The following is a 22,508-nucleotide window of genomic DNA, read 5'->3' on the forward strand; positions in this document are numbered from 1 at the left end:
GGGGAAGGTGCGGAACGTGCGCCTCGGCGGACGGGGCGTGGGGTCGGTCAGGGGTGGTAGGTGAAGATGTCGTCGTCGAAGCGGTTGTAGCCCGCGTAGTCGATGACCTCGTAGAGCCGCGCACGCGTCTGCATGTCGCCGACGAGCGCCCGCTGCGTCCCGGCGGACGCGATCTCGTCGAGCGCCCGCTCGACCGCCCCCATCGCGACCCGCAGCAACGTGACCGGGTAGATGACCATCCGCACACCCGCGTCCTGCAGCTGCGCGGCGGTGAACAGCTCGGACTTGCCGAACTCGGTCATGTTCGCGAGCACGGGCACGTCGACGGCTGACGCGACCGCCTCGAACTCGGACAGGTCCCGCATCGCCTCCGGGAAGATCGCGTCCGCGCCCGCGTCGACGAGCGCCTTGGCGCGGTCGATCGCGACGGCGAGGCCGTCCGCACCGGGCAGCGACGCACGCACGTCGGTGCGCGCCATGACGACGAACGCCGGGTCGCGGCGCGCGTCCGCGGCGGCCCGCACCCGCTGGACGGCCGTGCCGAGGTCGACGGTCGCCTTCCCGTCGAGGTGCCCGCACCGCTTCGGGTTCACCTGGTCCTCGATGTGGCACCCGGCGACGCCGGCGTCCTCGAGCTCCTGGATCGTCCGGGCGACGTTCATGGGCTCGCCGAAGCCGGTGTCCGCGTCGACGAGGGTCGGCAGGTCGGTCATGCGGGCGATCTGGCGGGACCGTCCGGCGACCTCGGTGAGCGTCGTGAGGCCGATGTCGGGCAGGCCGAGCTCGGCGGACAGCACGGCCCCGGAGACGTAGACCCCGTCGAAGCCCTTCTCCTGGATGAGCCGCACCGACTGCGGCGTGAACGCACCGGGGAACCGCAGCAGGGTGTCGCCCGCGAGACCCTCGCGGAACCGGACGCGCTTGTCGTGCGCGGTGACGTCGGAGTACAGCATCACTCCCCCTCGGGGACGGTCGGACGGCCGAGCTCGAACAGGCCGCTCGGCTCGGATCGGTCGGATCCCCCGCGCAGGACGCCCGGCGCCGCCACGAGCGACAGCTCGCGCAGCTCGCCGGCGGAGAGGGACGGAAGCCGCTCGGCGAGGTCGAGGAACCGTTCGATCTCCTCGGGCTCGACGACGCCGTCGGCGAGCGTGCGCAGCTTGCGGACGTAGTCGGGCCGCGTGAACGGGCGCGCGCCCAGCGGGTGCGCGTCGGCGACGGCCAGCTCACGCACGACGCGGTCACCCGGCTGCCCGCCCGTCCGGTCGCCGCGGCCCGCCGCCGCCGCGCTCAGCTCGATCTCGACGCGCGCCCCGAACGCCTTCTCCGTGGGGTCGGTCGCGTGGTACCGGCGCGTCCACTCCGGGTCCTCGGCGGTGGTGACGCGCTGCCACAGGGCCACCGTGTCCGGACGGGCGGCCCGGGCGGGCGTGTACGAGTCGACGTGGTGCCAGCCGCCGTCCTGCAGCGCGACCGTGAAGATGTACGGGACGGAGTGGTCGAGCGTCTCGCGCGACGCCGTCGGGTCGTACTTCTGCGGGTCGTTCGCCCCCGAGCCGATGACGAAGTGCGTGTGGTGGCTCGTGTGGATGACGACGCGCTCGATCGCGCCCGGGTCGGCCAGCCACGGCATGTCGTGGTGCAGCGAGCGCGCGAGGTCGATGAGCGCCTGCGCCTGGTACTCCGCGGAGTGCTCCTTCGTGTACGTGTCGAGGATCCCGGTGCGCGCCTCGCCCGTCCCCGGAAGCACCACGTCGTACGACGCGTCCGGGCCGTCGAGCAGCCACGCGACGACGCCGTCCTCGCCCTCGTAGATCGGCTCGGGGCTCGTCTGGCCGCGCATCGCCCGGTCGACGGCCTCGACCGCCATCTTCCCGGCGAAGGCCGGCGCGTACGCCTTCCACGTCGAGATCTGTCCCTTGCGGGACTGCCGGGTCGCCGTCGTGGTGTGCAGGGCCTGCCCGATCGCCTGGAACACCGTCTCGGTGGGCAGGCCGAGCAGGGTGCCGATCCCCGCGGCCGCGGACGGCCCGAGGTGCGCGACGTGGTCGATCTTGTGGGCGTGCAGGCTGATCGCGCGGACCAGGTCGACCTGGACCTCGTACCCGGTCACCACGCCCCGGACGAACGCCGCACCGTCCGCACCGGCGTGCTGCGCGACCGCCAGGATCGGCGGGATGTTGTCACCCGGGTGGGAGTACTCGGCCGCGAGGAACGTGTCGTGGAAGTCGAGCTCGCGGACCGCGACCCCGTTCGCCCACGCGGCCCACTCGGGGCTCACGCGCGTCGCGAGGGACGGGCCGAAGACCGCAGCGCCAGGCACGTACGGGTGGGCGAGCGCCTGGCCGCGCGCCGCGGCGACCGGCGCGCGCGTCAGGCTGGCCGCCGCGACGGCCGCGTTGTCGATGACGCGGTTGACCACCATGTCGACGACCTCGGGCGTCGGCTCGGCCGCCGCCCCGGACCGGTCGGTCGCGAGCTCCGCGAGCTTCCAGGCGAGCTGGTCCTCGCGCGCCAGGTGGTCGGCGCTGGGGTGGACGCGCAGGTGGTGCGTGAACGGCATCGGAAGACGTCTCCTCGTGCTGTGGTCCTCGGGACGGGCCGGCGGACAGGGTGTGGTGGTCAGGCGTGGTCCGGCCCGCCGCGGACGACGGGCACGCCCTCGCGCAGCAGCGCCTCGGCCGCGAGCGCCGTGGCGGCGGTCTCGGCGCCGCGCTCGACGTGGCGGCGCATGGTGTCCTCGGCGAGCCCGCGGTCGCCGCCGAGGATCGCGAGGTAGATCTCGCGGTGCTCCGCGACGGCCTGGTCGGGTCGTCCGGCCGTCCGGGTCGACAGGGCGCGGTACCGGTCGACGTGCCCGCGGATCTGCCGGAGCAGCGCCCCGCCCCACGGGTTGTCGGCCATCTCCTCGACCAGCTCGTGGAACGTCGCGCCGAGACGCAGCACCTCGTCGTGGTGCTCGCGGACGGTGTCCATGACGTCGACGACGCGTTCCAGCCGGGCGAGCTGCCCGGGCTCGGCGCGCTCGGCGGCGTCCCCGGCGAGCAGGGCCTCGAGGCGGGCGCGGACGTCGTAGACACGGCGCAGGTCGTGCGCGTCGAGGGGTGCGACGCGCACGCCGCCGGTGGGCAGCTCGACGACGAGGGCCTCCGCGTAGAGCAGACGCAGCGCCTCGCGCACGGGGGTGCGGCTCACGCCGAGCTGCTGCGCGAGGACGGGTTCGGTCAGCCGCTCCCCCGGCTCGAGCTCGCCGCTGATGATGCGCGTGCGGAGCAGCTCGTAGACGGCGCGCGCACCGGAGTGGCGGCGCGCGGACGCGAGACCGTCGGCCGGGTTCGTGGCGCTGCCGGACGTCGTCGTCGCGGCGCGGGGGGTCGTGGGGACCATCTCGGCAGTGTCGCACTCTTGTATACAGAGTTCGAGGTATCCGCCGAGAGCCTTCGTGACGCCACCCACCACAGCCTCGCGCTCCCGACCCGCTCACGCCCAGCGAGTCGCCCGCGAACCCCGGCGTCACAACGGTCCACGCCTCCACCGGCCGCGCCACGACAGGAGACCCGCCGGAGCCGAGTCGGCTGTGGTGCTCCGCGTCACGATGGAGCGGCGAGTCCCGACGGCTGCCCCCCTCGGGAAGTGGGCGGCGACTCACCCGAAGGTGAACGTGTAGACCGTCACGCCCGGCGGGACGTGCAGGTCGACGGTCCCCTGCGTCGGCCCGGACCCTTCGAGCACGGGGTGCAGCGTGGGAGACCCGGAGACGTCGATGCTGCGGGTGGTCGTCCTGCCGCCGCTGGTCACGTCGGCGGTCACGTTCCCGGAGCCGCCGAGCACCGCGTAGACGTTCGTGCCGCGGTAGGCGAGGTGCACGGTGCTCCCACCGCCCGCGCTCCCGGCTCCGGACGCCTTCGCCGGCGTCGCGCCCTGGTGGTCGAGGGTCCAGCGCCCGTCGAGGGAGAAGGTGTCCTGCGGCTGGTCGGCCGTGGCCGTGAACGCGTGCGTGCCGGACGCGTAGTCCTGGGCGCCGCGGTACTGCTTCGCCTTGCCGAGCGCGAAGTAGGTCTCGGGGGTCGTGCCGTCGTGCGGGGTGGTGTCCTTCACCTCGGTCGCCGCGGGCAGCGTGACGCCGGGGTCAGCCTGTTGGAGCAGCTGGCGCACGAGCTTCTCGGTGTCCCCGTACCCGCCCTCTCCGAACCGGATGTGCCGGACGGTCCCTGTCGCGTCGACGAGGTACTCGGCCGGCCAGTAGCGGTTCCGGTAGGTGGTCCAGGTGGAGTAGGCGTTGTCCTGCGCGACCGGGTAGGTCACTCCGAGGGACTTCGCGCCGGCGACGACGTTGCGGGTCTCGCGCTCGAACGCGAACTCGGGCGTGTGGACGCCGACGACCTCGAAGCCCTTCCCGACGTCCTTGTACTGGTCGTACCAGGCCCGGACGTGCGGGATCGCGCGCTGGCAGTTGATGCAGGAGTAGGTCCAGAAGTCGATCAGCACGACCTTGCCCTTGAGATCGTCGAGCGCGATGGGCTTGTCGCCGGCGGTGTTGAGCCACTTCGTGATGCCGGTCAGCGGCGGCGCCTGGCCGCACGACTGGAGCGTCGGGGACCCGTTGCTGCACTTCGACAGGTCCTTGTTCTGGTCGGTGACGATGCCACCGAGGTCGAGCGCCTGCTGCACCTGCTGCGACGAGCCGACCTTGTCCTGCAGCGCGGACGTGTAGTCGGGCAGTGCCCGCTGCAGCGCGGACGTGAGGTTGAGGGCGAGCGCGACGGCGAGGACGATCACGAGCGCTCCCCCGGTGATCCGGATCGCCCGCAGGTGCGTGCGGAACGCCGAGACCCGCTCGGCGACCCGTCGGCCCGCGAGGGCGAACACGAGGAGCGGGATCGCGGCGCCGACGGCGAACGACACCGTGAGGACGACCGTGTCGACGCCGATGTGCCCGGTCGCCCCCGCCACGGTGATCGCCGCGAGCACGGGACCGGCGCACGGCGCGTAGAGCACGCCGAGGCCCAGCCCGAGGACGAACGCGCCCCGGTCCTGGCGCGCCGCGCCGCCGCGGGCACCGACCGCCGCGAGGCGCGTGAACGGTCGCTCGAGGACCTGCTCGAACCGCGGCACGATCATCCCGACGCCCAGCAGGACGAGCAGCACGACGCCCGCCCAGCGCAGCAGGTCCTGCGGGAGCCCGAGCGCAGACAGGACGATCGAGCCGAGCAGGGTCACGAGCGAGAAGCTCACGACGAGCCCGGCGATCACGAGGAACGGTCGACCCGCGTGCACGCGCCCGGCGCCCGGGTTCCGGCGCGGCGGCGACGCAGACACGCCGGCCGGTCGCGCGGGCGCCACGTCGACGGTGGCGGTCCCGCCGCGCCGGGGTGAGGCGGAGCGGCCGATCCGGACGGCGTCGGGGGCGCCGTCGAACAGGCCGGCCGTCCCGGACGACACGGTCGCACCGGGAGCGCCGGCACGCGCGGCGCCGCGAGCCTGGTCGCCGGACGGCCCTGCGACAGTCGCTCCCTCGCGCGTCCCGGGGCGTGCTCCCTGGACGCCGCCGGCGAAGAACACGACGGGCAGCATCGGCAGGATGCACGGCGAGATCCCGGTGACGAGTCCACCGAGGAGTCCGATCAGCGCGAGGGTCAGCATGACCCTGGTTCGACGCCGACGCGCCGCCGGACGGGTAGCGATCCACTCCACTCGTGCATATAGAGCGTCTAGTTGCTAGCCGATCTAGCGTTCTTGTGTCAGCACGCGTCGTCGAAGGAGATGTCATGACCCGCAGCACCACGACCAGGATCTGCGCCACGCTCGGCGCACTCGGCCTCGCCGCCACAGCCGCCGTCGGCGCGGCCACCACAGCGTCCGCCTCCACCGGGACGGCCGCCGCCGCTCCCGCGCAGGCCGCGGTCGCCGCAGCGACGTCGGGCGACGTCGTCGGGATCCCTTCCCTCGACGTGTCCCGCTACCTCGGCTCCTGGTACCAGTACGCCGCGGTGCCCGCGGTCTACGAGCTGCAGTGCGCCAAGGACGCGAAGGCCCAGTACAGCCTCACCAGCCCGACGACGGTCAAGGTCGTCAACACCTGCAGCACCTGGCTCGGGCGCACCAGCTCGGTGACCGGCGAGGCGAAGGTGCTCAACGCGCCGGCGAGCTCCGAGCTCAACGTGTCGTTCCTCAAGATCGGCGGCTCATGGCTCCACTTCGGCGGAGCGAACTACGTCGTCGTCGGCGTCGGCTCGAGCTACGACTGGGCGGTCGTCGGCGACCCCTCGCACGCGTCCGGCTTCGTCCTGTCCCGGACCCCGAACCTCACCGCCGACCAGCTCACCCAGGTGCGCGCCACGGTCGTGGGGGCCGGGTACGACCTGTCGTCGTTCCGCCTCACCCCGCAGACGGGTGGCCAGTCGTCGCGCGGCACGCTCGGCTGACACCCACCCATCCAGCCCGGCGGCGGCTCCGAACCCCGTGCAGCACCCCGCGACCGGCGGGGGACGAACTGGAGGAAGAGACCATGAACGTCCGCACCCGAACGTCCTTCGCCGTCGCCGGGCTGGCGACCGTGGCCGTCCTCGGCCTGACCGCGTGCAGCTCCGACGACGACTCGGGCTCGAGCGGCGCCCAGGGCGCCGCGACCTCGATGCCCTCCGACATGTCGACGCCGATGTCCACCATGGGTGGGGACATGACGTCCGGCAGCATGTCCGGCAGTGCGGACGCGGCCGCCGACCTCGTCGGCCCCGGCTGTGCCGCCTACGCCAAGGCGGTTCCCACGGGCGCCGGCTCGGTCGAGGGCATGTCGACGGATCCGGTCGCCGTGGCCGCGTCCAACAACCCGATGCTGAAGACCCTCACCGCCGCCGTGAGCGGCAAGCTCAACCCCAAGGTGAACCTGGTCGACACGCTCGACAGCAGCGAGTACACCGTGTTCGCGCCGGTCGACGACGCGTTCGCCAAGATCGACACCAAGACCATCGACGGCCTCAAGACCGACGACGCGACCCTCACCAAGATCCTCACCTACCACGTCGTGCCCGGGCAGCTCAGCCCGTCCGACGTCGACGGCAGCCACAAGACCGTCGAGGGCGGGGCCGTGAAGGTCACCGGCTCGGGCGACGACCTCATGGTGAACGGCGCCAAGGTGATCTGCGGCGGCGTCCACACCCAGAACGCGACCGTCTACCTCATCGACTCGGTGCTCATGCCGCAGGGCTGATCACCCGCCGCGCCGATCCGGCGCAGCACGCAGTCGTCCCGGGCCGGTGTCTCCGGTGGTCCGGGACGGGCCGCCCCGTCCGAGAGCCCGGACGGGGCGGTCTCGTGCGTCCGGGACCTTCAGGCAGGGGACTGGTGAGGGCGTCGAGCAGGGGACGGGGTGGGGCGTCAGGCAGGGACGGTGAGCGCGACGACCGGTGCGGTCGTGGGCTGCTGCGACCCGCCCTCGGGCTCCACCGTCATCGCGAACACGGCGTCGTCGGCAGCGTCGACGAGCGTCGACGTCTTCCCGCCGCGCACGGTGAGCACGCCCGCGGACACCATGTGGTCCGGGTCCGGGCCACGCCAGAGCTGGTAGACGTGGTCGCCCGTGTCGGACAGGTCGGACGCCGTGAACAGCGCCTGGCCGTCCGCGACGAGGACGCTCGCCCGACCGCCCGTCGAGACGTCGCTCGTGGCGAGGTGAGCGTCGGGGTCGGCGAGGATCGCCGCGACGGCGCGGCGCTCGTCCTCGAGCTGCGAGCGCTGCTGAGCCTGCTGGACCGCGATCCCCGTCGGGACGGCCAGGGCGAGCACACCGGCCGCGGCGATCCCGGCGACGCCCCATCGACGACGACGCCGGCGACGGGCGGCGTCGAGCGACACGACGGTGCCGTCGGCGGACTCCGCCGCACCGGTCGTCCCGGCGTCCGGGAAGACCGAAGCGTCCGCGGCGTCGCGACGTGCGCCGTCCGCATCGCCGTCCGCGTCGAGGGCCGCGAGGCGCGCCAGGACGTCCGCGCGCAGGTGCGCTGGCGGCTCGATGTCGGGGACGAGCGCGGCGGTGGTCGCCTGCAGGCTCGCGAGCTCGTGCCGTGCGGACTCCTCGGCCGCGAGCAGCCGCTCGACCGCGCGACGGTCCAGGTCGTCGACGGCGTCCAGCGCGTACGCCGGGAGCAGCTCCCACGCGGGGTCGCGGGGAGCGTTCGTCGTGTCGCTCACGCCGTCACCCCCAGGCAGTCACGGAGCCGGATCAGTCCGTCGCGGATGCGCGACTTCACGGTCGGGAGGGCCGCGCCGACGTCCTCGGCGACCTCCCGGTAGGTGCGCCCGCCGTAGTAGGCGCGCACGACGGCGTCGCGCTGCGTGTCGGTGAGCGTCCCGAGGCAGTCACGCACGGCCGCCTGCTCGAACAAGGTCTCGACGTGCTCGCTCACGACGTCCCGCTCGGCCGCAGCGGTCGACCGGTCCACGTCGTGCTGGTCGCGCACCCGCCGCGACTGCTCGGACCGGACACGGTCCACCGCGCGGCGGTGCGCGAGGGTCACGACCCACGTCCGGGCGGACCCGCGGGACGCGTCGAAGCGCGCTGCCTGCTGCCACACCTCGACCATCACCTCCTGGGTCACCTCGGCCGCGTGGTCGCGGTCGCGCAGGACGCCGACCGCGGTCCCGAAGACCGCCGGGGACAACCCGTCGTACACGGCCTCGAACGCGTCCCGGTCGCCGCGCGCGCACGCCTCCAGCGCGGCGGCGAGGTCCGCGGGCTCGGTCGTCCTGGCGATGGGCACCCGGACAGTCTGACTCACCGTGCGCGACCCGCCTCCCGACACGGCGACCACTGCCGACATCTCTCGTCGGGAAGGGTTCGACGCCGCAGCCGGGACGGATGGGTGGCGGCGCGCGGCGAGGCGGTGGCGGGCGTCACGGAAGGCTCGACGACCCGCTTCACCGGGCCGCGGCGCCGTAGCGACGTGCCAGGACGCGCACGTGCTCGACCAGCGCGGGCGGGGAGTCCACCCGGAAGTCCAGCCCGAGCATCCCCAGATAGACGGCCAGCACCTCGACGCTGTCCGAGCCGGTCACCAGGACGGACGTCATCTCGTCGACCGGCTCGACGACCCCGACGGCGTCGTTGATCCGCGATCGCACCTCGTCGGCCGAGGCGAGGACGGTGACGCGCGCGTGCACCGCCCAGCCGGCCGAGGCGACCTCGTGCACCACGAACCGCGTGTACTCGTCGTCCGTCATGGGCCGGGGCGTGAACCGCGGCTGCGGCATCGCGCTCAGGTCGAGCCAGTCGACGCGCAGCGCCCGCCACGCCCCGGACGGCACCTCGCGCGCCACCAGGTACCAGCGGCGCTGCCAGGCCACGAGCCGGTACGGCTCCAGGTCGGCGCGCCGCACCACGTCGTCGGACGCGTCCGGAACGGCCGACCCGTCGGCGCAGGGTCGCGCCACCCTGGCGCGCAGGCGCTCGTGGTCGCGCACGGCGTCGGCGATCCGGGTGAGCACGGTGTGGTCGACCACGGGGTCGGCGACGTTCGAGTCGGTGTTCTGGGGACCAGACTCCGTCGTCCGGGTCAGCGCGTCCACGCGGCGCTGGAGCGGGTGCGGCAGGACCTGCGCCAGCTTGGTGCGAGCGCTCGCGGCGGCGTCCTCGACACCTGCGACGCCCCGGACGGCCCGCAGCCCGAGCGCGACGGCGACGGCCTCCGCGTCGTCCAGGAGCAGCGGGGGCATCCGGCCGCCGGGGCCGAGGCGATAGCCACCGCCGCGACCCGGCGTGGAGTCGATCGGGTAGCCGAGCTCGCGGAGGCGGTCGACGTCGAGCCGGACGGTGCGGGTCGTGACGTCGAGACGCTCGGCGAGGGCGGCCCCGGGCCAGACCGGCCGGGACTGCAGGAGCGCGAGCAGCGAGAGCAGGCGTGAGGACGTCCGCAACATCCTTCGATGATGTCAGGAATCTGCGAAATCGAGGAAAGAAGTATTCCGCAATGGTTCATACCGTGAGGTCATGACGACGAACCAGAGCACCCCGTCCACCGTCCGCCCCTTCCGCGTCGAGGTCCCCCAGGCGGAGCTCGACGACCTCGCCGACCGCCTCGCGCGCACCCGCCTCCCCCGTCCGGCGCCCGGGGACGACTGGACGTACGGCACCCCGAACGCCTACCTGCGCGACATGGTCGAGCGGTGGCGCACGTCGTACGACTGGCGCGAGACCGAGGCCCGCCTCAACGCCTTGGACCAGTTCGTCACCGACGTCGACGGCCAGGAGATCCACTTCCTGCACGTCCGCTCCGCCGAGGCGGGCGCGACGCCCCTCCTGCTCGCCCACTCGTACCCGGGCTCGGTGCTCGACTTCGTCGACGTGATCGGCCCGCTCGTCGACCCGGTCGCGCACGGCGGCCGCGCCGAGGACGCGTTCGACGTCGTCGTCCCGTCGATGCCGGGCACCGGGTTCAGCTCCGGGCTCGCCGAGGGCGGCTGGACCATGGCCCGCGTCGCGCGGGCCTACGACGTCCTCATGCGGCGTCTCGGCTACGACGCGTACGGGGTCCACGGCAGCGACGGCGGCGCGATGATCGCGCGCGAGCTCGGCCTGCTCGAGCCCGAGGGCTTCCTCGGCCTGCACGTGCTGCAGCTCTTCTCGTTCCCGTCCGGCGACCCCGCGGAGATGGCCGACTTCGGGCCGAAGGAGTATGCCGCCCTCGGGCACATGCAGTGGTTCCAGTCCGTCGGCGGGTACAACGCGATCAACTCCTCGCGCCCGCAGACCGTCGCCGTCGGCCTCGCCGACTCCCCCGTCGGGCAGCTTGCGTGGAGCGAGCTGTTCGAGTCGTTCGGCAACGGCACGAGCCTCGTCACGCCCGACCAGGTGCTCGCGCAGGTCACGCTCGAGTGGCTCACCAACACCGCCGCTGCGTTCGGCCGGTACCACTACGAGGAGGCGCACGCGGGCGCCGAACCGCAGGTCAACCACGCCCGGACCGGCGTCTCGGTCTTCGCGGACGACTTCCAGACGATCCGGTCGCTCGCCGCCCGCGACAACGACCGCATCGAGCAGTTCGTCGAGCACCCGGACGGTGGGCACTACGCCGCGCTCGAGCGTCCCGCCGAGATCGTCGCGGACCTCCGGGAGTTCTTCGCCTGACCTCCACCGTCGTGGGCGCCGGGGCGGAGCGGACGACGTGCTGGTGTGGGTGCCCAGGGCTCTCGCAGGCGACGGTCACCTCCGGACCGAGGTCCCGAGCGACGTCCACAACCACGAGCGGGACGACGAGCGGCGCGACCGACGATCCGACCGAGCGCGTCACGCTCACCGTCCGGACCGGCGCGGACCTCGCGCCCGCCGCGCTCGTCGTGCAGGCGTGGCAGCTGCCCGCGACCCGGGTGACGTCCGACGACGGCGGCACCCTGACCGTGGCAGCGCCCCCGGGCGGGCCGACCGCGAGGTCGCGCGACGCCCACCCTGCCGACCGTCGCACCCCGCTCTGCTCCGGCGACCAGCTCGACGTCCGGCTCCTCGGGTCCGACGCGGCCGTCGGTCACCGCGGCCTGTACGTCGCGGCGCGCAACACGTCCGACGCGCCGTGCCTCGTGGACGGCTACCCCACCTACGGGTTCACGACGCTCGACGGAGCGCGGCTCGACGTCACTGCGAGCCACGGCACCGCGTACATGGCGTCCGACCCGGGCTCACGACCCGTCGTCGTCCCGCCCGGCGGGGTGGTGCGCGCGGCCGTCACGTGGGACGCCCTGTCGACCGGGGACGACCCGCCCGCGACGACCAGGCGCCGTCCGTCTGACGGCGTGGGCGCCGGAGAGCACGCCGTCCTGACGCGCTCTCAGGCCGAGCGGCGGGTCGCGACGGCCCCCGCGAGCTCGCGGAGCAGGTCGGCCGTCGTGTCCCAGTCGATGCACTTGTCGGTGACGGACTGCCCGTAGACGAGACCGCTCGGAGCGGGCGCCTGCGCCCCCGCCACGAGGAAGCTCTCCATCATGAGGCCCGTGATGCCGGCCTCGCCGTCGGCGAGACGCGCCGCGAGCTCGCGCACGACCTCGGCCTGCCGGACGTGGCTCTTGCCCGAGTTCCCGTGGCTCGCGTCCACGACCACACCCGCCTCGACCGTCCCGCCGAGGCCCGACGCCCGCGCGACCGCCACGGCGTCGGCGACGTCCTGCGCACCGTAGTTCGGGCCGCCGCGGCCGCCGCGCAGGATGACGTGGCAGTCCGGGTTGCCGGTCGTGGCGACCGTCGCGGCCCGGCCGTCCGCCGCCATCCCGAAGAACGTGTGCTCGCTCGCCGCCGTGATGCAGCCGTCGACCGCGATCTGGATGTCGCCGTCCGTCGCGTTCTTGAAGCCCACCGGCATCGACAGGCCCGATGCGAGCTGGCGGTGCACCTGGCTCTCGACGTTGCGCGCACCGATCGCGCCCCACGACACGGCGTCGGCGATGTACTGCGGGCTGGTCGGCTCGAGGAACTCCGTCGCCGCCGGGACGCCCGCGTCCAGCACCCCGAGCAGCACCTCGCGAGCGAGCCGCAGCCCGAGGTTCACGTCGTGGCTGCCGTCGAGGCGCGGGTCGTTGATGAGGCCCTTCCACCCGACGGTCGTGCGCGGCTTCTCGAAGTACACGCGCATCACGACGAGCAGGTCGTCCGCGAGCTCACGGGCCAGCGGCGCGAGCCGGTTCGCGTAGTCGAGCGCGGCCTTCGGGTCGTGGATCGAGCACGGGCCCACGATGACGAGCAGGCGGTCGTCCTCGCCGGCGAGGACGTCACGGATCTCCCGGCGCGACTGCGTCACCAGGTCGGAGCGCGGGGTGCCGAGCGGCATCTCGTCGAGCATGCGGCTCGGGACGGGCAGCGCGTCGAGGGCGCGGATGCGCAGGTCGCTCGTCGCGGCCTGGATCTCGGGGCGGGTCGGGTCGGCGCTCATGTCGTCGACGGTATCCGCTGCGGCAGCGGTGGCGCTGGTCGTGGTCATCGGAGGTCTCCTGCGGTTCGGCGGGTCGGTTCGGCGGGGTGCGGGGGTCGTGGGCGCGTCGCACGCCCGACGATCCCCGGGCCGAACGACGCAGGGCCCGGACGCGGTCGCGTCCTAGGCCCTGTGCTGGCTCCGGGAGAAGGTTGGTCAGGCAGTCGCCCGCCAGGCTCCACCCGGAGCCGGCGTAAAGCGCCAATACCAACGGTTCGTCACACGGGGACCGTAGCACGGCGCTCGTGGTGGCCGTCCAGCCCGTCTCTCCCCGCGAGATGCGGTGGCGGGCCCCGCGCCGCTGCCGCCGAGGCGCACCTTCCGCACCCCTCGCCCGCCAGGGACGGTGCGGAACGTGCGCCTCGGGGGAGGGCTGGCGGGCTAGCGTGGGCGCATGCCGATCCCCCCGTTCGTCCTCGACCTGCGCTCCCACGTCGGGCACGCACCGCTCTGGCTCCCGGGGGTGAGCGCGGTCGTCCGCGACGACGCCGGCCGGCTCCTGCTCGGCCGCCGCGCCGACACCGGACGGTGGGCCGTCGTCTCCGGCATCCTCGACCCGGGCGAGGAGCCCGCCGTCGGGGCGGCGCGCGAGGTGCTCGAGGAGACGGGGCTGCGGGTCGTCGTCGACGGGCTCGCCGCCCTCAGCGTCACCGGGCCCGTGCACTACCCGAACGGCGACGTCACCGACTACCTGGACCTGCTGTTCGTGTGCCGGCTCGCGGACGGGGTCGCCCCGGAGGACGCGCACGTCGGCGACGACGAGTCGCTCGACGTCGCCTGGTTCCCGCCCGACGCGCTGCCCGACGACCTCACCGAGAGCTCGGTGGAGCGACTCGCCTGGGCGACGACGTTCCTCGCCGACCCGGCGGCCGAGCCGCGGTTCGTCCGCCCCTGACGACCCCTCGGGGAGGCGGGCCGCGCCCCGGGACCTCGGGTCACAGGCGACAGGTCACAGGCGCCAGGTCAGCGCGAGCAGGCAGGTGTCGTCGCTCTCGGCGTGCGCGTCGACCAGCCCGAGGACGAACTCCTCGTCGAACGGCGCCCCCGCCGCGCACTGCTCCCCCGACGCGCGGCGCAGCGCCTCGAGCCCCACCCGCAGGTGCCGGTCCCGACGCTCCACGACGCCGTCCGTGTAGAGCACGAGGGTGTCCCCGGGCGCCATGGCGACGGTCCCGCCGGGCCGGTCCCGGTCGAGTCCGAGCGGGGTCGCCCGTCCCTTCCACAGCAGCTCGGCCGCCCCGGACCGGTGGGCGACCACGGGCGGCGGGTGCCCCGCGCAGGCGTACCGCACGGAACCGGTCGCGAGGTCGACCACCCCGTACACGACCGTCGCGCCGAGGCCCGACCCGGTCGCCTGCACGAAGCCGTGGAGCCGTTCGAGCACCACCTCCGGGGCGGCGCCGTCCAGCGCGAGGGCGCGCAACGCCGTCCGCAGACGACCCATGGTGGTCGCCGCCGCCAGCCCGCGTCCCACCACGTCCCCCACGACGACCCCGACCCTGTCGTCGTCCAGGCGGAACGCGTCGTACCAGTCGCCGCCCACCTCGAGGGTCCGCACCCCCGGGCGGTACACGGTCGACAGGTCGAGCCGCGGGTCGTCGGGGGGCTCACCGCTCAGCATGGCGTGCTGGAGCTCGTGCGCGACCGACACGTTCTGCTCCGCGAGCGCCGCGCGGCCGAGCGCGACCGAGGCCTGCCGGGCGATCGCGACGACGGTGTCCACGTCGAGCGGGTCGTGCGCCGGGCCCGCCTCGGGAGTAAGGACCAGCGCCCCGCGCGACCCGGCGTCGGGTCGCAGCGCGAGCACGACCGTCCCGTCGGGCTCGACGAGGACCTTGTCGTCCCCGGACGGGGGCGCAAGGTGCGGGCCGCGCGGCGGGACGTCCGGGCGCGCGGTCCGCGTGGCGTGGACGCGGACCCGGCGGTCGTGCGCGTCGATGAGCCAGGCGGTCGCCGCAGCGAGGTCCAGCCGGCTCACGACGGTGTCCAGCAGCGCGTCGACCACCTGCGCGACGCCCGAGCGCGCGGCGAGGGCGCGGCTCACGGCCTGCAGCACGTCGAGCCGGTCGGCGGACCGCTCGGCGACCGTGCGGGCCGACACGAGCTCGCGCTCGAACCGCGACCGCTCGCGCGCGGCGAACATCGCGACGTCGACCGTGCCGCGCGCCGCGACCGCGGACATCAGCACCGGAGAACGACCGCCCGGGACCCGGAGCTCGACGGCCACCTCGTCGACCCGGCCGTTGAGGCGGAGCAGCGGCGCGACGTGCGTCTCCCAGTAGATGCGGCCGCCGACGCTCAGGAGTCCGCCGATCCGGACCCGGCCGGCCACCTCGTCACGCGCCTGGCCCAGCCAGCCCAGCAGCGCGTCGTTCGCGTCCAGCACCAGACCGTCCGGGTCGAGCCGCAGGAGCGCGACGGGCGCGTGCTGCCAGGCCGCGACCGCACCGGTCGTGCCGCTCAGCCCGACCGCACCGGTCGGGCCGCCCGCCGAGGCAGGCGCCGCCGCTCCGCCCGCCGGGGCGGCCGCTGTCGTCCCGCCCGCGGGTGCGGGTGCGGGATGCGACGACGGCTCCGGCGTCACCACCCCAGGTACTCCCGGACAGCCACGACCACCTGGTCGGGTGCACTGAGGTTCGGGCAGTGGCCCACGGCGTCCAGGTAGGTCAGGTGGGCGTCGGGTAGATGCTCGGCGACGTAGCGGCCGACCACGGCGGGCGCGATCGCGTCCTCGCGGCACTGCAGGACGAGCGCCGGCGTGCGCACCCGCGGGAGGTCGGCGCGGTTGTCGGAGAGGAAGGTCGCGCGGGCGAAGCGGCGGCTCATCGCGGGGTCGGTGCGGCAGAACAGCTCGGTGAGCTCTTCTCCGAGCTCGGGGCGGTCCGGGTTGCCCATGATGGCCGGGGCCATGGCCTGCGACCAGCCCAGGTAGTTGCCGTCCATGGTCTCGAGGAGCTCGTCGATCTCGTCGGCGGTGAAACCGCCGTGGTAGCCGTCGTCGTCGATGTAGCGGGGGCTCGGCCCCACGAGGACGAGCCGGTCGAAAAGGTCCGGGCGGTCGATCGCGGCGAGCACCCCGATCATCGCGCTCACGGAGTGGCCGACGAAGACGACCGGCCCGAGGTCCAGCTCGTCGAGGATCTCGACGACGTCGCGCGCGTAGCCGTCGAGGGTGCCGTAGCGGCGCGGGTCGTACGTGGTGACGTCGGACGCGCCGTTGCCGACGTGGTCGAACAGGACGACGGGGTGGTCGTCCTCGAACGCCGGCGCCACGAACCGCCACATCGACTGGTCGCACCCGAAGCCGTGCGAGAACACGATCGCGGGCGCGCCGTCGCGTCCCGAGACGGTCACGTTGTTGCGCGCGCGGACATCCACGCGACCAGGGTATTCGTCGTCACGGTGCCTGCCTGAACGTTCGCGCCGACGAATCTCGCGTCCCGCGGGTCAATTCTTGCGGGCGCGGGACTCCACGAACCGGACCGCCACCCCGTGGGACGGGGTGGCGGTCCGGTACGGTGCGGTCCCGGTCGCGAGATCAGTCGCTCGTGATGCGGTAGGCACCGACCAGGCTCGCGGAGCGGAACGACACCTTCGAGACGTCGGTGCCGGGCTTGGGCGCCTCGATCATCTGACCGCTGCCCGCGTAGATGGCGACGTGGCTGACGGGGTCGCCGCCGGACGTGTAGTCGTAGAAGAGGACGTCACCGGGCTGGAGGTCGCTCGTCGCGATCTTGCTGCCGTGGCTCTTCGCCCAGAGGTACTGCTGGTACGACTGGTGCGGCATGTCGCCCTGGGCGAAGCCGTCGACGTGCTGGAAGCTGTACTGGATCAGGCCGGAGCAGTCGAAGCCGGAGCGCGACGCGCCGCCGTAGACGTACGGGATGCCGATCTGGTCGTTCGCGACCCGGAGAGCCAGACGCCCGTAGTTGTACATGCGGACCGTCTTGGTCTCGCACTGGTGGCCCTGTGCGTCGGTGCCGTTGCGGAGCTGGATCTCGAGGTTGTTGAAGTCGCCGAAGCCGTCCGGGTTCCACGAGTCGGTGCCGCCGGAGATGGCGCCGCCGTCGGCGCCCTCGGTGTTCACGCGGTAGGTGTCGCCGGTGGCGAACCCGTACCAGACGTCGTCCTCGGCCGGGTTGGAGGCCTGCATGCGCAGGATCGGGCTGTAGCCGTCCGCGCTGATGTCGTCGAGCGACCAGCGGACCGCGGCGCTCGTCGTCCCGAGCCACTGGACCGACACGGTGGCCTTCGCGCCACCGCAGGTGAACGACACCGTCTGGCTGGCGTCGAAGCTGTCGGCCGCGAACGCCCCGCCGGCCGGCACGACGACCGCGCCGAGACCGACGACCGCGCCCACGAGGCCCGCGACCGTCCCGCGGCGACCGATGATGTTTCCGATTCGCATTTCTGTCTGCCTTTCTCTCCCCCCGTCTCTCGGGTGGACTGCGAGAAAGGTAAAAGGCGTAGAAGTGCACTGAAAATGGGGAGGGCGACCCATTGACCGTGCCTCTGACCTGCACTAATGCTGTTACCCGGTGGTACGCAAAATCGCTCTTCGCCGACGCGTCAACGCCGGGTGGCGAGCTCCACGAAACGCGCGAGCATCTGCTGCGGGACGGTGACGGTCAGCTCGCGCGCGGACGCGACGACGTCGTCGACCTCGTCCGCTGGGAAGTAGCCGTCGTGGCGGTACGCCTTGATGCGCCCGACCAGCCCGGGGACGTCGAGCTCGGGGTGGAACTGCGTCGCGTAGACCGACCGCCCGAGGCGGAACATCTGCACGGGCGCGAGCTCGCCCGTCGCGAGCAGCACCGCGCCGGGCGGCAGCTTCCGGCACGCCTCCTTGTGCCCGACGATCGCGTCGAACGTGCGCGGCAGCCCGGCGAGCAGCGGGTCGGCCTCGCCCTCCGGGGTCAGGGTCACTCGGGCAGCGTGGATGTCCTCGCCGAAGGTCTTGTCGACGACGCCCCCGAACCGCGTCCCGAGGATCCCGACCCCGTAGCAGGCACCGAGGACGGGCACGTCGCGGGCGAGCGCGGCGTCGAGGACCGCACCGATCTCCGCCTCCGCGCGGCGCTGGACGTCCGACTTCTCGTCCTCCGGGTCGCTCGCGTTGAAGGGGCCGCCGCCGATGATGACCCCGGACCAGTCGTCGAGATCGAGGACGGGGACGGTGTCCGAGAGCGGCCCGGCCTCGAGCCGCGCGCGAACGAGGTCGGACGGGGCGAGCCCGCCGTACTGACAGAACGCGACGTACTCCGCGTCGGCGACGACGTCGTCGGTCCGCGTGGCGAGCAGGAGGAACGGCTTCACCTTCGCGAGGCTAGAGCGGGCCGTGCGGTCACGCCCGCCAGTCGACGACCCGGAGCCCGTCGACGCGCGAGAGCTCGCGCGTGTTGCCCGTGACCAGGACGGCTCCCAGGGCGCGAGCGTGACCGGCGATCAGGACGTCGTAGGCGCCGATCGGCGTACCGGCGGACGCGAGGGCGGCCCGGATGTCGCCCGCATGGGCCGCCGCCGCGGCGTCGAAGGGAGCCACCCGCAGGAACGACGCGAACTCGTCGACCGCCGCCCGGTTCACGTCGGGCGACTGCGACCTGGCGGCCCCGTAGCGGAGCTCGGCATAGGACACCGACGAGATCGCGAGCGAGCCCGCGTGCTCGCGGAAGCGGGTGAGCATCTGCGGCGACCGCGCACGGACGACATCGATCACGACGTCGGTGTCGAGCACGAACAGGTCGGGCGCGACAGCCGTCACCAGCCTCGCTCCTGCGGCTCCGGCTGGTCACGGTCCATGAAGTCGGCGGTGACCTCGACGCCGTGCGCGAACCAGTAGTCCCAGCCGCGCCCCGCGGGGACGATCACCCGCGCCTCGCCGACCGCGACGATCTCGACCTCGCGGACGTCGTCGGGCAGTGCGACGTCCTTGGGCAGCCGCACCGCCTGCGTGCGGTTGCTGCGGAACACGGTGGTCGTGACCATGGGGCCTCCTCGCGCGACGTCCGGAGCACTCAGCGCCGGGATATACGTCGAGGATATACGGACCTGCCGAGGCTCTCAAGGTCTCGGGACGACTACGACACGACCCGGAGGTGGTGGTCGGTCGTGTTGAAGCGTCGGGCACCGTCGTCGGTCGCCGTGACGATGTCCTCGATCCGCACCCCGAACTCGCCCGCGAGGTAGATGCCGGGCTCGACCGAGAAGCACATGCCCGGCACGATCTCCTGCTCCTCCCCCTCGACCATGTACGGCGGCTCGTGAGTCGTCACGCCGATGCCGTGACCCACGCGGTGCAGGAACTGCGGCCCGTACCCCGCGTCCGTGATGACGGCCCGCGCCGCGCGGTCGATCTCCTGGCACGCGACGCCCGGCCGCACCGCGTCGACCCCCGCCTGCTGGGCCGCGCGCACCACGTCGTGCACCTCCTGCTGCTTCGCCGTCGGCTCGCCGACGCACACCGTCCGCGTCGTGTCCGACCCGTACCCGTCGCGCAGGCCGCCGAAGTCGAGGACGACCATGTCGCCCTCCTCGATGACACGCTCCCCCGCCTCGTGGTGCGGGTTCGCGCCGTTCGGCCCCGACCCCACGACCGTGAAGTCGACCTGCTCGTGCCCGAACCGGCGCAGCAGGTCCGCGAGGTCGGCCGCGACGTCGAGCTCGCGGCGCCCCGCGAACCGCACGTCGACGATCTCCCCGTACGCCTGGTCGGCCGCGGCCCCCGCACCCGCGAGACGCGCGAGCTCGGCGTCGTCCTTGACGGCCCGCAGCATCGGGAGCGCGTGCGTGAGCGACCGGTACGACGACGCCGGCAGCGCGTCCTGCAGCCCCAGCAGGTGCAGCGCCCACGCGGAGTCCGAGATCCCGTAGGACGCGTCAGGCCGCAGCAGCGGCGCGGCCGCGGCGTACGGGTCGTCGCCGTCCGACCAGTCCGCGAACGTCAGGGCCGGCGCACCTGCCGACGCCTCCGCGTCACCCCGCTCCAGGCGCGGGACGAGCAGGGTCGCCGGGGCGTCCGGGGTCAGGACGAGCAGCGTCAGACGCTCCGTGATCGCCGTCGGCTGGTAGCCGGTGAGCCAGACGAGGTCCGGGCCGGGCGTCACGAGGACGCCGCCCAGCCCGGCGTCCGCGGCGGCGGCGACCGCGCGGCGCTGGCGGGCGGCGAAGTCGTCGGCGGTGAACGGTGCGACGGACGTGGTCATCGTGGCCTCCGAAGTGGGCCCGGGCAGCGGCGTCTGCGGTGGCGACGGCTCGTCCGGGGTGCACCGTCCACGATGCCGCGGGGTGGGGTGGTGCGCACGTCGTCGTGGTCCCGGGGGGTCAGGGTCAGATGTCCGTCGCGAGCTCGTCGAGCAGATCGGCGCGAGCCACCACGTCGACGCCAGCCTCCCTGTCGTCGAACGATCCGAAGCCCCGAGCGACGAGGGTCACGTCCTCACCGAGCCGCGCGCAAGCACCCTCGAACAGCGGTACGGCGTGCGATACGGCGACGACACTCAGCACGACCCTCAGGTCGGGTGCTTGCGCCAGGCCTACGACGGCGGCATCCAGCCCACGACCTGCGACGAGGGCTGCAGGAAGGTCCTCCCTGGGGACCCGGACAGCGCCATACACCGGCGCCTCGCCCGTCACTCCACACGAAGGAATCCAGAAGTCGCGCTCTCCTGTGAGACCCCGCAAACGCTCCGCTCCCGGCAGCGACCACGGGCCGCTCTTCTCGATGCGGTATCGCGCCAGGCGGCTTGATGCGTCGACAGAACCGAGGCGTGCGACGAGGACCAAGGCGCCGGGCCCGACGTTCCTCACCCACTTCCCGACAGTTTGTGTGCAGACGTCGACCGCGACATCGTGATCCATCCCCGAGACGGTCGCACTGAGGATCCCGTACTCCTCACCGACTCCCGCCGCGCGGAGAGCGGGCCAGTCGGACATGCTCTCGCGCAGCACTCCAACGGCGTCAGTCGTCATGGTGGCCCCCATCCTCGGCATTCACCTTCGTTCGCCCGCTCCGCACAAGCCTTGGCATCGACCGGGGTGGTTGCGCGAAGGGCGGCGATCGGCGTCAGGAAGCCGGACGGGCGTGCGCAACGAACTCACGCACCGCGTCGACCGTGGTCCGCCGTTCGGAGCTCGTGTTGCCGTCCTCGTCAACGGTCGCCCTCACGTCGACCGACAGCCACGGGCAAAACGGATCGAAGGACGTCGTCAGCTGGTCAAGGAACACCACCGCATTCTGGATCATGACCGCGTCGCCGCGACGGCAGACCGGCCGGGTTAAGACGAAGCTGCCCGGCACTACACCCTCAACTGCGATAAGCCATCGCTTTATCCTGGCGACCTCACCTGTCGACCGGCGGGACGCGACCAGCCGTGATCGACCCAGAAAAAGTGACTTCGATGACCATCTGGGTCGCCGGTACGTAGACCCAAAACTCCGGGATGGAATCCGCAACTCTTGAGGCAAGTGGAATAAAAGCGTCTCGAGATATGGCGACACTGGGTATCGCAAGGCTGTCCCAGAAGAGAATGACCGTCGTCCCCTCCGGAATGAGATCTTGGATCATCACGCCCAATCCGCCGAGATCCGACGTGGTTGCCGTGACGAGATCCTCAGGGACTTGACTCCAGGCGATCGTTCCGTCACTCAGGCGCGGAAAACGATCAAGACTCTCACGCTCTTGCTCGGAGTGCTGGGCGAAATCCAGTAAACGAACACCATCCTGACCGGCCCACATCAGGAGCCTGTCGGAGCTGTCTCGTGCCCGCACTACGCCGACCATGGGTCGAGGTAGAAGGTCTGGCCTCGTACCGTAGATGTCCCTAGCACTCACGTGTTACCACCAAGGATCCTGGCAAAATCGGACTCGCTTCCCTTCCACGGCACCGCCCACTTCTTGGCACCCGCTCCACGACCGATCTCAACGTTGATGTGCGGACCCTTCACGGGATCATAGTCAAGCCGGAAACGCTTGAAAGTTTCACCGACACGCGTCTCGAAGCCCACTAGTTTTCCATAGGTCGTGTCTGCGGAGCTGAGGCGGCCATAGTAAGGCCTTCGAGTCGCCGGGTTGATTTCACCGAGCAATTCGAGTGCGCGATTTCGCGCCTGCGGGAAATCATCAAATGCGCCCAACACCTCCTCTTTGCAGTACCCGCCAGAATTGTGGACGAGGATCCAGGAACCGCCCGCTACAACGTAGTACGTGTGGTGTCGGTACACCGTGAAGTTGTAGACAACGTGGGCCGCTCCTAGACGCTCAACGTCGATGGCTTCGAGGCGGGTCGTGCCAGCCGGTGAGTCATCGTCTGCGGCGGTGACGAGCTGGTCGCCGGCGGTGAGGTCGCGGGCGTGGATCCAGCCGAGGCCGGCGACCATGAAGGGGTGTTCGTCGGTCGTGGTGACCCGCTCACCGTTGATGGCCAGGTGATAGAGCGTGCTGGTCTGGCGGACGAAGGGGCCCTACCCCGGTTTGTGGACACGGGGTGTGATTACGCGGCGGTCGCCAGCGTAGCGGTCGAGGCGGCTTGCTCGTAGACGTTCGGGGCCTGGTAGCCGCA

General features: G+C 72.6%; 23 protein-coding genes and 1 pseudogene. 5 read left to right on the forward strand and 19 right to left on the reverse strand.

Features of this window, described 5'->3' with window-relative positions:
- Positions 1–47: 47 nt before the first annotated feature.
- The 4 genes from prpB to CLV34_RS05070 all read right to left on the reverse strand — a co-directional run bounded on the left by prpB (position 48) and on the right by CLV34_RS05070 (position 5,643).
- Positions 48–953 carry a methylisocitrate lyase gene (gene prpB, locus CLV34_RS05055; RefSeq protein ID WP_100349238.1) on the reverse strand — a complete coding sequence of 302 codons (906 nt, stop codon included), beginning with the start codon at positions 951–953 and terminating at the stop codon, positions 48–50.
- A complete protein-coding gene (locus tag CLV34_RS05060; protein ID WP_100349074.1) occupies positions 953–2,563 on the reverse strand; it encodes an MmgE/PrpD family protein in 1,611 nt (536 codons plus the stop codon). Before CLV34_RS05060 ends, prpB begins: the two co-directional genes overlap by 1 nt.
- Before the next feature lie 59 nt (positions 2,564–2,622).
- Positions 2,623–3,387 (reverse strand): GntR family transcriptional regulator, encoded by a 765-nt coding sequence (locus tag CLV34_RS05065; protein ID WP_100349075.1) that lies wholly within the window; start codon positions 3,385–3,387, stop codon positions 2,623–2,625.
- A gap of 258 nt (positions 3,388–3,645) precedes the next feature.
- Entirely contained in the window at positions 3,646–5,643 is a 1,998-nt protein-coding gene (locus tag CLV34_RS05070; protein WP_100349076.1) for a cytochrome c biogenesis protein DipZ, read from the reverse strand.
- 125 nt (positions 5,644–5,768) lie between these two features.
- On the opposite strand from CLV34_RS05070, the gene CLV34_RS05075 reads away from it, so the two are divergent.
- Positions 5,769–6,425, forward strand: coding sequence for a lipocalin family protein (locus CLV34_RS05075; protein WP_100349077.1), 657 nt, complete (start codon positions 5,769–5,771; stop codon positions 6,423–6,425).
- 83 nt (positions 6,426–6,508) lie between these two features.
- Positions 6,509–7,210 (forward strand): fasciclin domain-containing protein, encoded by a 702-nt coding sequence (locus CLV34_RS05080; protein ID WP_100349078.1) that lies wholly within the window; start codon positions 6,509–6,511, stop codon positions 7,208–7,210.
- A 167-nt stretch (positions 7,211–7,377) separates the two neighbouring features.
- Here the strand turns inward: CLV34_RS05080 and CLV34_RS05085 are convergent, their stop codons facing one another.
- The 3 genes from CLV34_RS05085 to CLV34_RS05095 form a co-directional block, all read right to left on the reverse strand.
- Positions 7,378–8,190: an anti-sigma factor gene (locus CLV34_RS05085; RefSeq protein ID WP_157803702.1), complete on the reverse strand. Its 813-nt coding sequence runs from the start codon at positions 8,188–8,190 to the stop codon at positions 7,378–7,380.
- Positions 8,187–8,759 carry an ECF RNA polymerase sigma factor SigK gene (sigK, locus tag CLV34_RS05090; RefSeq protein WP_100349239.1) on the reverse strand — a complete coding sequence of 191 codons (573 nt, stop codon included), beginning with the start codon at positions 8,757–8,759 and terminating at the stop codon, positions 8,187–8,189. Before sigK ends, CLV34_RS05085 begins: the two co-directional genes overlap by 4 nt.
- Positions 8,760–8,916: 157 nt before the next feature.
- The gene (locus tag CLV34_RS05095) at positions 8,917–9,915 is read right to left on the reverse strand and encodes a helix-turn-helix transcriptional regulator (RefSeq protein WP_100349080.1); all 999 of its coding nucleotides are present in this window, start codon (positions 9,913–9,915) and stop codon (positions 8,917–8,919) included.
- 70 nt (positions 9,916–9,985) lie between these two features.
- Here CLV34_RS05095 and CLV34_RS05100 point away from each other — a divergent pair, with 70 nt between their 5' ends.
- Together CLV34_RS05100 and CLV34_RS05105 are read left to right on the forward strand one after the other, a co-directional pair.
- Entirely contained in the window at positions 9,986–11,122 is a 1,137-nt protein-coding gene (locus tag CLV34_RS05100; protein ID WP_100349081.1) for an epoxide hydrolase family protein, read from the forward strand.
- Between the two features lie 209 nt (positions 11,123–11,331).
- Positions 11,332–11,916, forward strand: coding sequence for a DUF4232 domain-containing protein (locus tag CLV34_RS05105; RefSeq protein ID WP_157803703.1), 585 nt, complete (start codon positions 11,332–11,334; stop codon positions 11,914–11,916).
- Here the strand turns inward: CLV34_RS05105 and CLV34_RS05110 are convergent.
- Positions 11,817–12,911 carry a 3-deoxy-7-phosphoheptulonate synthase gene (locus tag CLV34_RS05110; RefSeq protein ID WP_100349240.1) on the reverse strand — a complete coding sequence of 365 codons (1,095 nt, stop codon included), beginning with the start codon at positions 12,909–12,911 and terminating at the stop codon, positions 11,817–11,819. The genes CLV34_RS05105 and CLV34_RS05110 overlap by 100 nt on opposite strands.
- Positions 12,912–13,344: 433 nt before the next feature.
- Between CLV34_RS05110 and CLV34_RS05115 the strand changes: the two genes are divergently transcribed.
- Complete coding sequence (locus CLV34_RS05115) at positions 13,345–13,845, forward strand: NUDIX hydrolase (RefSeq protein ID WP_100349083.1); 501 nt, start codon at positions 13,345–13,347, stop codon at positions 13,843–13,845.
- A gap of 54 nt (positions 13,846–13,899) precedes the next feature.
- Here the strand turns inward: CLV34_RS05115 and CLV34_RS05120 are convergent, their stop codons facing one another.
- The 11 genes and pseudogenes from CLV34_RS05120 to CLV34_RS05170 all read right to left on the reverse strand — a co-directional run.
- A complete protein-coding gene (locus tag CLV34_RS05120; protein WP_100349084.1) occupies positions 13,900–15,537 on the reverse strand; it encodes a SpoIIE family protein phosphatase in 1,638 nt (545 codons plus the stop codon).
- Positions 15,531–16,328, reverse strand: coding sequence for an alpha/beta fold hydrolase (locus tag CLV34_RS05125; protein ID WP_170044569.1), 798 nt, complete (start codon positions 16,326–16,328; stop codon positions 15,531–15,533). Before CLV34_RS05125 ends, CLV34_RS05120 begins: the two co-directional genes overlap by 7 nt.
- 160 nt (positions 16,329–16,488) lie before the next feature.
- A complete protein-coding gene (locus tag CLV34_RS05130) occupies positions 16,489–17,358 on the reverse strand; it encodes a C40 family peptidase (RefSeq protein WP_157803704.1) in 870 nt (289 codons plus the stop codon).
- Between the two features lie 161 nt (positions 17,359–17,519).
- Positions 17,520–18,266, reverse strand: coding sequence for a glutamine amidotransferase (locus CLV34_RS05135; protein ID WP_100349086.1), 747 nt, complete (start codon positions 18,264–18,266; stop codon positions 17,520–17,522).
- 28 nt (positions 18,267–18,294) lie between these two features.
- Positions 18,295–18,711 (reverse strand): type II toxin-antitoxin system VapC family toxin, encoded by a 417-nt coding sequence (locus CLV34_RS05140; protein ID WP_245858975.1) that lies wholly within the window; start codon positions 18,709–18,711, stop codon positions 18,295–18,297.
- Entirely contained in the window at positions 18,708–18,935 is a 228-nt protein-coding gene (vapB, locus tag CLV34_RS05145) for a type II toxin-antitoxin system VapB family antitoxin (protein WP_100349087.1), read from the reverse strand. Before vapB ends, CLV34_RS05140 begins: the two co-directional genes overlap by 4 nt.
- A 92-nt stretch (positions 18,936–19,027) precedes the next feature.
- Positions 19,028–20,152 carry an aminopeptidase P family protein gene (locus CLV34_RS05150; protein WP_100349088.1) on the reverse strand — a complete coding sequence of 375 codons (1,125 nt, stop codon included), beginning with the start codon at positions 20,150–20,152 and terminating at the stop codon, positions 19,028–19,030.
- A 124-nt stretch (positions 20,153–20,276) separates the two neighbouring features.
- Entirely contained in the window at positions 20,277–20,918 is a 642-nt protein-coding gene (locus CLV34_RS05155; RefSeq protein WP_157803705.1) for a hypothetical protein, read from the reverse strand.
- Between the two features lie 94 nt (positions 20,919–21,012).
- Positions 21,013–21,246, reverse strand: coding sequence for a hypothetical protein (locus tag CLV34_RS05160; RefSeq protein WP_100349090.1), 234 nt, complete (start codon positions 21,244–21,246; stop codon positions 21,013–21,015).
- A gap of 43 nt (positions 21,247–21,289) precedes the next feature.
- Entirely contained in the window at positions 21,290–21,685 is a 396-nt protein-coding gene (locus tag CLV34_RS05165) for a hypothetical protein (protein ID WP_157803706.1), read from the reverse strand.
- Positions 21,686–21,777: 92 nt separating this feature from the next.
- A pseudogene (locus CLV34_RS05170) lies at positions 21,778–22,392 on the reverse strand (polymorphic toxin-type HINT domain-containing protein); the annotation flags it as partial.
- Positions 22,393–22,508 lie beyond the last annotated feature (116 nt).

Source organism: Luteimicrobium subarcticum, from assembly GCF_002798015.1.
GTDB lineage: Bacteria > Actinomycetota > Actinomycetes > Actinomycetales > Cellulomonadaceae > Luteimicrobium > Luteimicrobium subarcticum.